Genomic DNA, 15,039 nt, shown 5'->3' with positions numbered 1-15,039 from the left:
TCGGCTCTAGCCTCCTGCGGCAACCTGCATGGCATCCCAGAACGGATTGGCGAAAATCAGAATCATCGCCACAACAAAGCAGTAGATGGCGGTGGATTCAATCATCGCCAGACTCACAAACAGTGTGCGTGACAGAGTTGGAGCTGCATCCGGTTGCTGTGCAATGGCAGCAATTGCTGCCGCGGCGGCGCGGCCTTCGCCCAGCGCCGGGCCAATGGCTCCGATGGCAATGGTCAGGCCGGCGGTAAATATGGAGATGGCCGCAATAATGGCAAGATCGGTCATGATTTATCCTCTTTCTTGAGCGCTGGGTGGTCTGGCTCTGCGGTAGCAGATGAAATATAGACGGTGGCTAGAATGGCGAATATGTAGGCTTGAATCATGCCGGTTAATAGGCCAAGCATATCCATAACCACCGGGAAGAAAAATGGCGCGACAGTAAGCAGGATGGCTGCTATGACCGCGCCGCTCATTACGTTGCCGTAAAGGCGGATAGCCAGCGAAATACCTCGGGAGAACTCGCCGATGATGTTGAACGGCAACATGATGACCGAGGGTTCAATAAAGGTTTTGAGGTAATGCCCTACACCCCCACTGGCGATGCCGAACACCGGTACCGCTACCAGCACAGACAAGGCCAGTGCCGCTGTGGTAGATAGTGACGATGTGGGCGGTGAAAATCCGGGTACCACCAACATCAGGTTTGATAAGGCGATGAATAGGAACAGGGTGCCGGCAAAGTACATCACGTGGCGTGCAGAGTTTCGGGTAACCTCTTCGATCTGGCTCTGAATCAGTTTTACGATGACTTCCAGCGCGGTGCGCCAGCGATTGGGCGGTACATCCGGTCGGAGGTTGCGGGTAATCAGCATGGAAATACCCACCAGTAACGCCATCACAATCCAAGTGTTAACGATGGTGGCGTTAACCTTCCAGCCGGCCAGTGTAAAAACGATAATGTCATCGGGGGTAAGCTGCACTATGCGCCCTCCTGTGTAGCCGTTGCGGGTGCCTTGTTGATTCTGGCCCAAAGCACGGCCACCAGCCGCGTAAGGAAAAACGCTAGACCGTAGCCGGCGATGGCCCAGTTACTGCCAGCGTAAGCCGTTACCAGAAAACCAACGCTAAGCAGCACCGCGATTCGGCAGAAAGAGCTGGCCATCAGCCAGAGCCCGGGTTGATCAGAGCTCAGTGCGCGCCGCATGCCCCAGGCCAGCCCGATGAAGAACAGCGCGCTGAAGGGCAAACCAAATGAAAACCCCAGCAATACCGCTGGCCAATCTACAATTATCAACGTTTGTCTCCCTTGCGCTCTGGCCCTTCTCGTTCGATCCAGCTCCAAGCAATAATGCCTCCTGCAACCACGCCACCCAGAATCAGGGCAATGGGCCAGGAAAAGTTCTGTGGTGCTACGTCGTTCAGCCACAACCCCAGAAAGGCCCCGCCCACGGTGGGCACAGAAATCGACCAGCCAATGATTCCGAAGGCTCCTAGCCCGCGCAGAGGGCTGACCCCTGGCTCATCGCGGGAGCGCTTCATGCGCTCGGCACTGCGCCGTATGTCCTCCGCTGAGCGATCATTTTTCTGGCTCATACTGTGGGTTTCCGTAAGTCGCCAAACCGCCGCACTATGCCTGCTTCCAGCCGGGACAAAGCCGAGCGTGCAACCCGTTCTTCCTCATCCACTTCGATAAACGCAGCCTGAATGGTTTCGTTCAAGGATTCTAGATCCTTGCCTTGAACGCCGCGACGTATGGCGATGTCTACCCGATGGCCTTTTTTCATCAGGACGCCCTCATCTATGCCAAAGAAGGCTTCGGTACCGTCGGCCGAAGTGAGAATAAGCACCGAGGGCACCAGTGCCGTCACAAAATCCGTGTGGTTCGGGAGCATGCCGAAAGCACCGTTTTGCGCGGTGGCGAATAGCCGCTGCACGCTACCTTCGAACAGGGTTCGGGTGGGCAGGCGCAGTGTTACCTGCATGGATTCGGCAAGGCTCATGACTTTTTCTCCAGATCCTTCAGGGAGCCAATCATGTAGTAGTCAGTTTCGTTATCGTGAAACTCGCTCTGGTTCAGGATGGTTTCGCAACCGTCCAGAGTGTCCTTGATGGACACGCGCCTGCCGCTGTCGCCGGTCAGCGCGCCGACGGTGAAAAACGGTTGTGTGAGAAAACGCTCAAGCCGCCGTGCCTGCGCCACGGTGGCCCGGTCGGCGGCTGAGAGCTCTTCCATGCCCAGCATGGCAATAATGTCGCGTAGATCTTCGTACTCGGCCAGGGTGCGCCTTACCGCTCTGGCAATGTCGTAATGGCGCTGGCCAACAATAGCGGGGGTCAACATGACAGAGGCGGAGCCAAGGGGATCCACCGCCGGGTACAGGCCTTCACTGGCGCGCTTGCGTGACAGCACCACCGACGCGGAAAGGTGCGAGAAAATGTGCGCCGCTGCCGGGTCGGTGAAGTCATCGGCAGGCACATAAACCGCCTGAATCGAGGTGATGGCGCCATTGCGTGTGGATGTGATGCGCTCCTGCAACGTCGCCAGTTCGGTGGCCAGAGTGGGCTGGTAACCCACCCGGGAGGGCATGCGACCCATCAGGCCGGAGACTTCCGAGCCCGCCTGTACAAAGCGGAAAATATTGTCGATGAGCAGCAACACATCCTGCTTCTGAACGTCACGGAAATACTCCGCCATGGTGAGTGCGGTTTTGCCCACCAGAAACCGTACACCAGGGGCTTCGTTCATTTGCCCGAACAGCATCACGGTTTTATCCCGCACACCGGCGTCACCCATCTCCCGGTAAAGTTCTTCTGCTTCCCGCGAGCGTTCGCCGATGCCGCAGAACAGGCTTACACCCTGATAATGCTGAACCGTGTTGTTGATCAGCTCAGTAATCAGCACGGTTTTACCCACGCCGGCACCGCCGAAAAGCCCGGTCTTGCCGCCGCGCTCAATGGGGGACAACAAGTCGATGGCTTTGATGCCGGTTTCCAGGATGTCGCTGTGGGTGACGCGGTCTTCCAGCGCCGGGGGCGGTTGGTGAATGGACCGTCGCACTTCAGCGGCCGGGGCTGGCTTGTCGTCAATAGGCTCACCAAATACATTGAGCATGCGCCCGAGCACGGTATCACCCACCGGAACCTGAATGGGTGCGCCGGTGGCCTGTACTGGCATTCCTAAACCCAGCCCACGCACGGGTGCTAGCGCCATGCAGCGCACGGCGCCATTCTCAAGGAGAGAGGTAACCTCCATGGCTAGATTGCCAGCGTTAACCAGATCCTGAATACGAGGCGACGTTGCCGGAAACCATACATCGACAACACCGCCGCGAATTCCCACTATCTGCCCAACATCAATGATCTGATTCGACATGAATAGCGAGCCTGAGCAATTAAGAGTTTTTGGTGGTGTCTTTTGTGATAAGCGTACCTGTGCGGCCCGCCAGAATATCGAGCGCGTCTTCTAGCCGGCCAATGCCGCTTATGCCTCCGGAATCGGCGAAATCACAGGCTGCTGTCACCTTGGGCCCCATGGAACCGGCGGGTACATCCAGTTTTCTGGCATGCTCCGGGGTTACTTTTCGAACGGGTGAAGCCTCAGGTGTGCCAAAGTCCCGGTAGACCGCATCCACGTCGGTTAACAACAGTAAGGCGTCGGCTTTCAGTTCCCGTGCCAGTAGAGCGCTGGCGGCATCTTTGTCGATCACGGCTTCCACACCTGCCATGCTGCCGTCGTTACGGCGCAACACCGGTATACCGCCGCCTCCGGTACAGATGACAATCACCCCCTGATCCAGAAGCAATTTCAGCACCCGCATATCCGGTATTTCTTTGGGTGCCGGCGAGGCGACTACTCTGCGCCACCTGTCGCCGTCGGCTGCAATGTGCCAGCCGGCCGCTGCTGCTCGGGATTCCGCTTCTGTCTTATCATAGACTGGGCCGATAAATTTGGTCGGGTTTTTAAAAGCAGGGTCGTCCCGGTCGACAACCACCTGTGTGAGTAACGTTGCCACCGGGCGGTCGTGGCCAAGAGCATTCTCTATTTCCTGCTCGATCATGTAACCGATCATACCGCCTGATTCTGCCCCTAATACATCCAGCGGATAGGCTTCCTCTGGCTTGTAAGCGGCGCCTTGCAGCGCCAGCAAGCCAACTTGAGGGCCGTTGCCGTGGGTAATCACCAATTGGTGTCCGTCGTGAACCAGTTTGGCCAAAGACTTTGCGGCAGTTTGCACGTTGGTGCGCTGAGCTTCCGCTGTTAATGGTTCGCCGCGTTTCAATAGGGCGTTCCCGCCCAGAGCTGCAACAATCAGCATACTGTGCATCCTATATCAGCAATTCAAACCAGCATCAGGCTCCGAGTGTGGCGACCAGAACTGCCTTGATGGTGTGCATGCGGTTTTCGGCCTGATCAAACACGATGGATGCAGGGCTTTCGAAAACGTCGTCCGTCACCTCCATGGCGGTAATGCCGAATTCGGCCTCTATCTCTTTGCCTACTGTTGTTTCGGTATTGTGAAAAGCGGGCAAGCAATGCATAAAACGGGCTCGCGGGTTGCCGGTTTTCTCCATTAGTGCGGCGTTCACCTGATAAGGCATTAACAGCTTGATCCGCTCGCCCCACCTCTCTTTTGGCTCGCCCATGGAGACCCATACATCGGTGTAGACAAAATCTACCCCGTCAACAGCAGCACCCAAATCTTCTGTAATCGTGATTCGGGCACCGGTTTCTTGGGCGAGAGCATGAGCTTCATCTATGATTTCCTGATTCGGCCAGCAGGCTTTTGGTGCGCACAACCGCACGTCCATTCCCATTTTTGCGCCACCGATCAACAAGCTGTCACCCATATTGTTTGCGGCATCTCCAACATAAACATAGGCCACCTCATGCAAGGGCTTCTCAGCGTGCTCTTGCATGGTTAGGAAGTCGGCAAGGATCTGCGTGGGGTGGAACTCATCGGTCAGGCCGTTGTAAACCGGAACTCCGGCATACTCTGCGAGTTCTTCAACAATTTTTTGGCCAAAACCACGATACTCAATGCCATCGTAGACTCGCCCCAACACCCTCGCTGTATCTTTCACCGACTCCTTGTGACCGATATGGGTACCTGTGGGACCAAGATAGGTGACACGAGCTCCCTGATCGTAAGCGGCCACCTCAAAACCTACTCGCGTTCGAGTCGAGTTTTTTTCAAAAATCAGCGCAAGTTCTTTACCTTTGAGTTGAGGAACCTCAGTACCGGCGTATTTCGCTGCTTTAAGATCTTTGGATAGCTGTAACAGAAAACTGATTTCTTGCGGGGAGAAATCCCGTAAGGTCAGGAAGTGACGATTCTTCAGGTTAAACGCCATGATTTTTATCCTTTACCGTCAGATGGGGTCACGCATTGTGGGGCAGCTCATGCAACGCCCACCGCCGCGGCCACGGCCTAGCTCGGCGCCGGGAATAGACAGCACTTCAATGCCTGCTGATTCCAATGCTGCGTTGGTGTCGTCGTTGCGGTCGTAGCCGATAACGACTCCTGGGCTTAGCGCCAGCACATTGTTGCCATCGTTCCATTGCTCCCGCTCACGTTCGGCTGGGTCATTACCACCGGTTGCGACAACGTCCAGAGATTGATAGCCGAGTACTTCTGCAACCACATCAAACAACGGCCTGGAATCCTGACGGAAAGCTAAGTGCTTATCACCGGTTCCCGGAGTGAGGTCGTAGCAGACTACTTCATCCGCGACCTCTTTGAACGCGGTGACAACGTTGCCGCCGCAGAATGTGAAAATGGTGTCCAAATGCATGGCGGTTCGGGATTTCGGGATCTGACAGGCAATTACCCGTTCAGCCGTGCCTCTTTCGAATATAGCATTCGCCAGTTGCCCTACAGCTTGCGGCGATGAGCGCTCGCCCATACCCACAAGTACAACACCGTTGCCCACGGGCATCACATCGCCGCCTTCGAGTGTGGCAAGGCCATGGTCTTTCGTAGGGTCACCCCAGAGCACATCCACTTTACCCGCAAATTTCGGGTGGAAGCGATAGACGGCTGCCATCAACAGGGTCTCGGGTTGGCGCGCAGCCCAGTACATGGGGTTTAGAGTTACACCGCCGTAGATCCATGCGCTGTTGTCTCGTGTGAACAGGTAGTTGGGCAACGGCGGTAGTACGAAGCCGTAGTGGCCCAAGTGATTGCCGAATAGCCCGGTAGGGTCGAACGGCAGGTCTCCTACTTCAAGCCCGCCAATCAGGTATTCCGATAGTTTGCTGCCTGACAACTCGTCCATCCAAGCGCGTAGATCAGAAATCATCCCCACGCCTATGTCGTTCCAAGTAATCCGATGATCCAGAATCCATTTTCGGGCTTCTGGAATGTTCAAGGTTTCGGCCAGCAACTCGTTAACATCAAGAACCTCAACGCCCCGCTCCCGCATCACGCCAGCGAACACGTCGTGATCTTTTTGGGCTTGCTTCACCCAGAAAACGTCATCAAACAACAGGGCGTCGCAGTTGGATGGGGTTAGCCTCCGGTGTGCTAGGCCAGGGCGGCAAACAACCACCTGACGCAGTTTTCCGGTTTCTGAATGTACTCCAAGCGTGTGTTCGGACATGGTTTAATCCTCCATTAAATGAGTGCGGCTGCGCTGATAACCACCGAAATGAAGATGGTAAGAATCAGAAGCAACGGCCAAATAAACGCTATCCAGCGGTCGTAGGACACACGGCCAATTGCCAGGCCGCCGACCACTACGGCAAAGGTTGGGTTGATTAGGTTTACTAGACCGTTGGCAGACTGGAAGGCTGTGACGACAAGGTCGCGGCCCACGTTGGCGAAATCAGCAAGCGGCGCCAGAATCGGCATTGACAGAACCGCCAGCCCGGATGAAGAGGGTACAAAGAAGCTCATGCCTATCTCAATCCAGAACATCAGGTTGATAAACGCCAGTTCCGGCAGACCGCCGAGGGATGTTTCAGCGCTGTGCAAAATGGTATCTGCAATCATTCCCTGATCCATAATCACCACAATGCCCCTTGCCAGACCCACCACCAGAGCGACACCCAAAAGGTCGCGTGCACCGTCTACAAAACTGCCGGTGAGTTTCTTCTCGCCAAGGCGGGCAATAAACCCGATTACGATAGCTGCACCAAAAAACAGCGCACCCATACGGGCCATCCACCAACCCTGTGACGAAACGCCCCAGATCATGACAACAAAGGTTGCAGCAAAAATCAGCAGGGCAACAATTTGTGTTCTGGTTAGTGTGGAGTCATCGACTTCATTCTCGTGCTTGCCCAGAAAAAGCCGTCGGTGAGCATCCCATTGCCGGGAAACAACCGAACGAGAAGGATCTGCTTTTACACGAATGGCATATCGCATAACGTAAGCCGAGCAAATTAGCAGGCCGCCAATCAGCAGAATAAAGCGCACGACAATGCCGTCAGTGAAGGGAATTTGAGCCGCGTTGGCTGCGATGACTGTGGCGAATGGGTTAATGGTTGAGCCGAGTACACCGATACCGGCACCGACTAGAATGATGGCCACCCCTGTTACTGCATCGTATCCGGCGGCCATCATTACCGGGATCAAAATGGCATAGAAAGCCAGCGTCTCCTCGGCCATACCATAGGTTGTGCCGCCAATGGCAAATAGGGTCATCAATATCGGGATCATCCAGACTTCATGGCCTTTGAGGTGTCGCATGGCGCTGCGTATCCCGGTATCAATGGCCCCTGTGGCGTTCATTACCCCGAGGAAGCCGCCTAGGAAAAGTACGAACAGGGCAACATCAATAGCGTTGGCTACGTAACTGTCCGGATCATAAAACCCGGCTGTGGGTGCGAGCATCACCTCCATAAAACCCTGAGGATTTGGGTCCACTGTCTGGTAGGTGCCGGGAACGGCTACTTCGCGACCGACGTCTTCGTTCATCGCCCGATCGTACTGACCTGCAGGTATCATCCAGGTTAGCGCCGCAACAAATATAATCAGCAGAAACAGAATGGTGTAGGCGGTGGGGAACCGTGTGGCCAAATCCTGCTCAAGGTTGGTTGGTGGGTTGTCCAGAGACTTATCAGCGGGAGGGGTCGGGGAGCTATTGCTATCATTCACAGCGTTTCTCCTATAATCAACATCGGCAGCTATTTAGAGCCAACGAAAAGTCTCAATCCCGGCTGCGACCGTTTTGCTCTTTTCAGCCAGAAATGAGCACGGTTTTCCAATGACTAGTTTTAGGATAGACCAGCCGCGACAACATGAATTGAGTTAGGTCACTATTAATACATGTGTGACATTAATTTTTAGACAAATATCAATGATTCAAAGATGAGAAATTATGCGTTTTTCAGATATTCATGAGCGTGCCATTGCACGCAAAGGCGGCCTCGAACAACTGAATACCCTACTGCCAAAAATACCGCCAGCCATAGAGCTCGAGCAACGAACAGACGACCGCTATCTCTCGGAAATCACTCGTTGTGTATTTAAAGCTGGCTTTGTGTGGCGAGTAATAGACAACAAATGGCCGGGTTTCGAGGCGGCTTTTCATGGTTTTGTGCCTGCCTACTGGCAGCAGGTGCCGCCGGATGTTCTGGAGGAGCTGGCTCGGGATGAGAGGATTGTGCGCAACATGCAGAAAATACGCACAGTTCCAGAGAATGCCCGCATGATTATGGATGCAGCGCGGGAGTACGGTAGCTTTGGGGCATTCTTGAAGAAGTGGTCTTCGGAAGACCAAGTGGGGTTACTGCTTTGGCTAAAACGCAACGGTTCTCGCTTGGGAGGCACCAGCGCGCAGTATTTTTTGCGCATGGTTGGCTGGGATGGCTTTATCCTGTCCCGCGATGTTGTTTCCGGCCTACGCCACGCCAAACTTTTGGATGCTTCGCCAATGAGCAAGAAAGGGTTGCAGCAGGCGCAGGCGGCGTTTACCGCTTGGCATCTGGAAACGGGCCTGCCCTACAGTCAGTTATCGCGGATACTATCGTTTTCGGTGGAAAATTAAGGATTAGATGCCAAGCAAAAACACCAACTCACAAAACACCACACTGGCGCCCAGTGCATCACCGGTATAGCCGCCTAATTGCCGTTGCAGATACCAGCCCCAAAGCCCTGCCACGGCAATGATTGCGGTAGCTGCGGCCAGCCACAGCCCCGGTAACCACAGGCTGAAAACAACCGCGACCAGAGCGGTAAACCCGCAGCTTATCCATAAACGAATGCGCGAAAACCCCTCCGCAACCGGCTTGCTTTTACTTTTATCCGGGTCGGTTACATAGGGTAGAAATACCATCAGCAGTAAGGGTGTAAGCCTACAAATCGCAGGCGCCACCAGCAGTGCAAGCCAGATGCTTTGGGCGTCCATCAGTAGAGCGGCTTTCAGGCCCAGAGCCATCACCAAAGCCACGGTGCCGTAAGTGCCAATGCGGCTGTCTTTCATGATCTCCAAGCGTTTCTCTACGGTATAACCGCCGCCTAGTGCATCTACGCTGTCGGCAAGACCGTCTTCATGAAAGGCGCCGGAAATAAACAGGTGAAAGCACAGTACCAGCAGCACACACACCAGCGGGCTCCAAGCCAAACTAAACAGTGCAAATAAACCTGCATACAAAGTGCCCAGCAAAAGGCCTACCAATGGAAAATACATACTGCACTGGTTCATCAGCTTCTGGGAATAATCGATGTGTACGAGCATTGGAATGCGGGTGAGAAAGCCAACGGCCAGCCAGAATGCCTGCCATTCATGTGAAAGTGGTGAATGATGTGATGGTTCGAATGCTGAGGGGGTAGAATCAGATTGCGGGGTGCGGTCCGTCACGGCCGGCTCCGGTTGCCAAAATAAGAACCCATGATACCGAATACGGCGTATTCGGCACCATGGTATTCCTTAAGCGATCAGAACGCTCTTTCCAGTCTTTTAAAAGACTTATAACTCTTTGGTGCAGAAGTAGAAGTCTTTGCAGTCGTACTCTCCAGACTTCACTCGAGCGTCTGCTTCTGCTGCTGTGGCCGCAGGCGGTACGATCACGCGATCGCCCGGTTGCCAGCCTTCAGGAGTGGCAATGCCGTGCTCATCACTGGCCTGAAGGGCATCCAGTAGCCGCAGGAACTCGGGAATCGAGCGACCGTTGCTCATCGGGTAATACACCATCGCCCGCAGTACACCATTCGGGTCAATCATGAACGTTGCGCGCACTGCCGAGGTATCGGCTGCACCCGGATGAATCATGCCGTAAGCGCGGGCAACATCCATTTTAAGGTCGGCGATAATCGGGAAGGGTATCTCGATGCCGAATTTTTCCTTGATGTTACGCATCCAGGCAATGTGCGAGTGATGGCTGTCGATGGACAAGCCCAGCAGTTCGCAGTTGCGCTTGTTGAATTCCGGAGCCATTTTGGCGAAGGCCATGAATTCAGTAGTACAGACGGGTGTAAAGTCTGCCGGATGTGAGAAAAGAACCAGCCACTTTCCTTTATAACTGTCCAGATTCTTCATGCCGTCTGTGGTCGGGGCATTAAAATCCGGAGCGCGTTCGTTCAGGCGTGGTAAACCAAATACGGGGTTGTGGGGTTGTTCCATGTTAGAGCTCCTTGGCTGTTGATGATGAAATCACTATACGATACAGAATCACCTAAAGGAATAACCATATTCCAATTAGTGCTATAGTCACTTTCAATCGATAGCTCTGGCGTCGGATCCCGGTTCTAAAATAGCTGCGCATGGCACTTTGGACTATTCTTATTAAGAGCATCCTGATTCACGCCTGAAGTGCGAGTAGTTCATGGCAGAACAGTCCGGCCTAGGGCCGAGTTATACGGACTCTGATTTTTTTTTCCGAAAGTTGGCTTTGGGTATTCCCGGTGTTCTCTTTACCTATTGGCTGAGTGCCGATAGGGCGTCCCATCGCTACCTGTTTGTCAGCGATCAGGTCTACAGCATTCTGGGGATTGATCCCGCTGTTTTACGCAGAAATGCCGGCATGGTGTTTTCTGCGGTTCACCCGGAGGATGCCGAAGGTGTTAAGGCCAGTATTGAGGCTTCCCTCAGAGCTCTCACACTCTGGCGGTGTCAGGCTCGCGTGAGAGTGAATGCCGGCCACTATGAATGGTTTGAAGCCCATGCGGCACCGGAACGCCAAATGGATGGGAGCACGGTCTGGTACGGCCAGTTTCATAACATCCAGCACTACAAAGAGCTTGAGCACTTGCTGAGAGAACGCGAGGCAGAGTCGGCCTTTCAGGCTGATTTTCAGAAGGTGATTTCCAGACTGTCGACCCAGTTCATTAACCATGCCTTTGGTACCATTGATGAGTGCATTTGCGAGTTGTTGAAAGCCATCGGCGAGTTTTTCGCGGTGGATCGGGCCTATTTGTATGAGTTCTCGTCGGATTACTGTGTTATGGATAACACCCACGAATGGTGCGCAGCTGGTGTGCAGCCGCTGATTAACAGCCAGCGCCGTGTACCGACGGATGATTTTGAGTGGTGGCAACGCAAGATCGACGAGATGGTGAGTGGCAACCGGGTTGTGTTTGTGCCCGGAATTGAGCAGATTCCAGTTGGTCCAGAACGCACCATGTTGGAAGAGCAGGGTGTTTGTTCAATGTTCTGTGTTCCGGTTCGTGTTGGTGGCGTAGTATCCGGCTTCTTTGGGGTGGACTCCCTGCGTAAGCGCGCTTGGCGTGAAGATCAGGCGGATCTCCTTATTATCGTGTCTGGCCTTATCTCCGGGGCACTTGAGCGCAACCGGCTTGAGAGTGAGCTGCTTAATCAATCTATTCGTGATCCCCTGACTGCCCTGCACAATCGCCGCTATCTGATGCCAAGGCTTGATGAAATGCTGAGCCGCGCTAATCGATATAGAGAACCTTTCACACTCGCTATGTTCGACCTGGACCGGTTCAAACGTATCAACGATTCTATTGGCCACCTGGGTGGGGATGTGTGCTTGCGTGCGTTTGCCGACATTCTTCTGGAGCAAACCCGAGGGGTTGATGTGGTAGCGAGATTTGGTGGTGAGGAATTTGTGGTTGCGTTCAGTGGCATAGGTCCCTTGGATGTGCGCCTCACCGTAGAACGCATTATCAGTGCAGTCCGCAGTCACGATTTCGTTTTTAAAGGCCAGAGGCTACCGCTGACGGTGAGTGCGGGCGTGGCCGGTATTGAAGATCTGGGAGGCGCCCCAGATTCGCCTGATCCCATTATCGGGTTGGCGGACGAGAGGCTGTATGCCGCAAAACAGGCGGGGCGCGACTGCATTGTTGATGCATCAGGGGTATCGCGCATATAAGAAAAGAGCATTTCACCTTATATTCTGTTTTGGTATATCCTTAGAATTGAATCCTAAGAGTCCACCCCAACGGAGGTGAATATCGTGAGTAACCCGATCGTTCAGCATTTTTTTGACGAACCCACCAATACCTTCAGTTACGTGGTCCGCGACCCTGCTAGTCAGGCCTGCGCTATTCTTGATTCTGTGCTCGATTTTGATTACGCCGCAGGCACTACCGATGTGCGCTCTGCCGATGAGATTATTGAGTACGTGCGCGCCAATGATTTGAAGGTTGAGTGGATTCTGGAAACCCACGTTCATGCGGACCACTTATCTGCTGCGCCCTATCTTCACGAGACACTTGGAGGCAAAACCGGTATTGGCGCCCACATACGGGATGTACAGGAGATTTTTGGTAAAGCTTTTAATGCGGGTACAGAGTTCGCCCGCGATGGTAGCCAGTTTGATCGCCTATTCCGGGAAGGCGACACTTTTATCGTTGGCGGCCTTGAGTGTCAGGTAATGCACACTCCGGGCCATACGCCTGCCTGCCTTACCTATGTGATTGGTGATGCGGCTTTTGTGGGCGACACTTTGTTTATGCCGGATTATGGAACCGCACGATGCGACTTCCCCGGTGGCGACGCCCGTGTGCTATACCAGTCGATTCGCAAGGTGCTGTCGCTGCCTTCCGAAACCCGCATTTTCCTATGCCATGATTACAAAGCCCCGGGCCGGGACGAGTATGTGCACCAAACAACCGTCGCAGAGCAGCGTGAGGCCAATGTTCACGTACACGATGGCGTTAGCGAAGATGAGTTTGTGAAGATGCGCACCGAGCGCGATGCCACCCTTGACATGCCCCGGCTGATTCTACCGTCGGTGCAGGTCAACATGCGGGCGGGTGAAATGCCGCCAGCAGAGGATAACGGTCAGGTGTACCTGAAGATTCCGGTCAACTTGTTCTGAGCGCGGAATGAACTTCAAACGCTATTTGCCGATTCTTCAATGGGCGCCAGAGTATGGGCGTAGCCAAGCCACCAGCGACATGGTGGCAGCGGTTATTGTAACCGTGATGCTGATTCCTCAATCTCTGGCTTACGCTTTGCTGGCAGGCTTGCCTGCGCATATAGGTTTATATGCCAGCATTCTACCCCTGATCCTCTACGCACTCTTTGGCACAAGCCGCACGCTTTCAGTGGGCCCCGTGGCGGTAGTCTCCCTGATGACCGCTGCCGCTCTGGCGCCTCTGGCTGAGGCTGGAAGCCCGGAATACGTTGCTGGCGCCATACTGCTGGCTGTAATGTCTGGGTTGATGCTCACCATGATGGGCGTTTTTCGACTGGGGTTTCTTGCCAATTTTCTTAGCCATCCGGTGATCTCCGGTTTTATCACTGCGTCTGGAATAGTGATCGCCGCCAGCCAGCTAAAGCATATCTTTGGTATACAAGCGTCTGGCCAGAACCTGTTGACCATCGGTCAATCGCTGGTTGTGTCGTTGGGCGATACCAATGTACCAACCCTGTTGATTGGCTCCGGAGCTTTGCTATTTCTTGTCTTTGCCCGCAAGCACTTAAAGCCCCTGCTGATCCGTTCAGGTGTGGGTTCCCGGCTGGCGGATATCCTTACCAAAACTGCACCGATTCTTGCGATAGTAATAACCACGCTGGTTGCCTGGTTGCTCCAGCTTGATACCCAAGGCGTTCGATTGGTCGGAGTTGTGCCTGCGGGACTCCCTGAATTAACCATGCCTTCCATGGATTTGGGGCTATGGCAGCAGCTGGCAGTCAGCGCCTTATTGATCAGCGTGGTGGGTTTTGTGGAGTCGGTTTCTGTGGGGCAGACCTTGGCGGCTAAACGGCGCCAGAAAATCGACCCGGATCAAGAGTTGATTGGCTTAGGTACAGCCAATCTGGGTGCGGGCTTATCAGGCGGTATGCCGGTAACCGGGGGATTCTCCCGCTCTGTGGTTAACTTTGATGCGGGTGCGGAGACGCCAGCTGCGGGTGCCTATGCCGCTGTCGGGATTGCTTTGGCAACCTTGTTTTTGACGCCCGCGATTGCGTTTTTGCCGCAAGCCACTCTTGCTGCAACTATTATTGTTGCCGTGGCAACACTGATTGACCTGCCCGCACTGGGCCGTACTTGGCGTTATTCCCGTACTGATTTTGGAGCCATGCTGGCAACCATCGTGCTGACGCTTGTGCACAGTGTGGAGGCTGGCATTATTGCTGGGGTATTGCTTTCCATAGGGCTATTTCTTTATCGCACTAGCCGGCCTCACAGCGCGGTTGTTGGTAGGGTTCCGGGTACGGAGCACTTCCGCAATGTTCTGAGGCACAAGGTTGAGCTGTGTCCGAAAGTCACCTTTTTGCGGGTTGATGAAAGCCTGTATTTTGCGAACGCACGCTTTCTGGAAGAGGCGGTGATGGATTTGGCTGCCTGCGAGCCGGAACTGAAAGAGTTGGTGCTGGTATGCCCGGCGGTTAACCTAGTGGATGCGTCGGCCCTAGAAAGTCTGGAGGCCATAAATGAACGACTGAAGGATGCCGGGGTTCGGCTACACCTTTCCGAGGTGAAAGGGCCGGTAATGGATCGCTTGAAGCGCACAGAGTTTCTTTCGCATCTGGGGGGGCAGGTATTCCTCAGCACATACGAAGCCTGGCAGGCGCTCACGGGTAACCAGGGCCCATTAAAAGATGCCGCCTAAAGACAAGCCTCTGTTCCGGGTTTTGCTTCGTATCACCTAGATCATTGGTTACGGAGCAGGTAACACCGTT

General features: G+C 54.2%; 16 protein-coding genes. 4 read left to right on the top strand and 12 right to left on the bottom strand.

Annotated elements, in window-relative coordinates; all coding sequences use genetic code 11:
• Nucleotides 1-6 precede the first annotated feature (6 nt).
• Genes KO508_RS01650 through KO508_RS01605 form a run of 10 tightly spaced genes read right to left on the bottom strand, consistent with a single transcriptional unit; the run spans nucleotide 7 to nucleotide 8,099 of the window.
• The gene (locus tag KO508_RS01650; RefSeq protein ID WP_022990721.1) at nucleotides 7-285 is read right to left on the bottom strand and encodes a F0F1 ATP synthase subunit C; all 279 of its coding nucleotides are present in this window, start codon (nucleotides 283-285) and stop codon (nucleotides 7-9) included.
• Entirely contained in the window at nucleotides 282-980 is a 699-nt protein-coding gene (locus tag KO508_RS01645) for a F0F1 ATP synthase subunit A (RefSeq protein WP_216006602.1), read from the bottom strand. The genes KO508_RS01650 and KO508_RS01645 overlap by 4 nt, the downstream gene beginning before the upstream one ends.
• Nucleotides 980-1,294 carry an ATP synthase subunit I gene (locus tag KO508_RS01640; RefSeq protein WP_252737759.1) on the bottom strand — a complete coding sequence of 105 codons (315 nt, stop codon included), beginning with the start codon at nucleotides 1,292-1,294 and terminating at the stop codon, nucleotides 980-982. The genes KO508_RS01645 and KO508_RS01640 overlap by 1 nt, the downstream gene beginning before the upstream one ends.
• The gene (locus KO508_RS01635; protein ID WP_216006601.1) at nucleotides 1,291-1,593 is read right to left on the bottom strand and encodes an AtpZ/AtpI family protein; all 303 of its coding nucleotides are present in this window, start codon (nucleotides 1,591-1,593) and stop codon (nucleotides 1,291-1,293) included. Before KO508_RS01635 ends, KO508_RS01640 begins: the two co-directional genes overlap by 4 nt.
• Entirely contained in the window at nucleotides 1,590-2,000 is a 411-nt protein-coding gene (locus tag KO508_RS01630) for an ATPase (protein WP_216006600.1), read from the bottom strand. Before KO508_RS01630 ends, KO508_RS01635 begins: the two co-directional genes overlap by 4 nt.
• Nucleotides 1,997-3,358, bottom strand: coding sequence for a F0F1 ATP synthase subunit beta (atpD, locus tag KO508_RS01625; RefSeq protein ID WP_436836609.1), 1,362 nt, complete (start codon nucleotides 3,356-3,358; stop codon nucleotides 1,997-1,999). The genes KO508_RS01630 and atpD overlap by 4 nt, the downstream gene beginning before the upstream one ends.
• A 34-nt stretch (nucleotides 3,359-3,392) precedes the next feature.
• The gene (arcC, locus tag KO508_RS01620) at nucleotides 3,393-4,316 is read right to left on the bottom strand and encodes a carbamate kinase (RefSeq protein WP_216006598.1); all 924 of its coding nucleotides are present in this window, start codon (nucleotides 4,314-4,316) and stop codon (nucleotides 3,393-3,395) included.
• 34 nt (nucleotides 4,317-4,350) lie between these two features.
• Complete coding sequence (locus tag KO508_RS01615) at nucleotides 4,351-5,352, bottom strand: ornithine carbamoyltransferase (RefSeq protein WP_216006597.1); 1,002 nt, start codon at nucleotides 5,350-5,352, stop codon at nucleotides 4,351-4,353.
• 18 nt (nucleotides 5,353-5,370) lie between these two features.
• The gene (locus KO508_RS01610) at nucleotides 5,371-6,600 is read right to left on the bottom strand and encodes an arginine deiminase (RefSeq protein WP_216006596.1); all 1,230 of its coding nucleotides are present in this window, start codon (nucleotides 6,598-6,600) and stop codon (nucleotides 5,371-5,373) included.
• A 14-nt stretch (nucleotides 6,601-6,614) separates the two neighbouring features.
• Complete coding sequence (locus KO508_RS01605; protein ID WP_354667991.1) at nucleotides 6,615-8,099, bottom strand: YfcC family protein; 1,485 nt, start codon at nucleotides 8,097-8,099, stop codon at nucleotides 6,615-6,617.
• 223 nt (nucleotides 8,100-8,322) lie between these two features.
• On the opposite strand from KO508_RS01605, the gene KO508_RS01600 reads away from it, so the two are divergent.
• Entirely contained in the window at nucleotides 8,323-8,991 is a 669-nt protein-coding gene (locus KO508_RS01600) for a DNA-3-methyladenine glycosylase I (RefSeq protein WP_216006595.1), read from the top strand.
• A 3-nt stretch (nucleotides 8,992-8,994) separates the two neighbouring features.
• On the opposite strand, the gene KO508_RS01595 is transcribed toward KO508_RS01600, so the two are convergent.
• Complete coding sequence (locus KO508_RS01595) at nucleotides 8,995-9,711, bottom strand: adenosylcobinamide-GDP ribazoletransferase (RefSeq protein ID WP_252737873.1); 717 nt, start codon at nucleotides 9,709-9,711, stop codon at nucleotides 8,995-8,997.
• 201 nt (nucleotides 9,712-9,912) lie between these two features.
• Nucleotides 9,913-10,566, bottom strand: coding sequence for a peroxiredoxin (locus KO508_RS01590; RefSeq protein WP_216006593.1), 654 nt, complete (start codon nucleotides 10,564-10,566; stop codon nucleotides 9,913-9,915).
• A gap of 202 nt (nucleotides 10,567-10,768) precedes the next feature.
• On the opposite strand from KO508_RS01590, the gene KO508_RS01585 reads away from it, so the two are divergent.
• From KO508_RS01585 to KO508_RS01575, 3 genes are all read left to right on the top strand, one after another.
• Nucleotides 10,769-12,277, top strand: coding sequence for a sensor domain-containing diguanylate cyclase (locus KO508_RS01585; protein WP_216006592.1), 1,509 nt, complete (start codon nucleotides 10,769-10,771; stop codon nucleotides 12,275-12,277).
• An 84-nt stretch (nucleotides 12,278-12,361) separates the two neighbouring features.
• A complete protein-coding gene (locus KO508_RS01580) occupies nucleotides 12,362-13,228 on the top strand; it encodes an MBL fold metallo-hydrolase (protein WP_216006591.1) in 867 nt (288 codons plus the stop codon).
• Between the two features lie 7 nt (nucleotides 13,229-13,235).
• Nucleotides 13,236-14,969, top strand: coding sequence for a SulP family inorganic anion transporter (locus KO508_RS01575; RefSeq protein WP_216006590.1), 1,734 nt, complete (start codon nucleotides 13,236-13,238; stop codon nucleotides 14,967-14,969).
• Nucleotides 14,970-15,039: the final 70 nt, after the last annotated feature.

Origin of the sequence: Marinobacter salexigens, from assembly GCF_018860765.1 — a bacterium.
GTDB lineage: Bacteria > Pseudomonadota > Gammaproteobacteria > Pseudomonadales > Oleiphilaceae > Marinobacter > Marinobacter salexigens_A.
The sequence above is the reverse complement of the archived record's forward strand: the minus strand, read 5'-3'. Positions and strand labels throughout refer to the sequence as shown.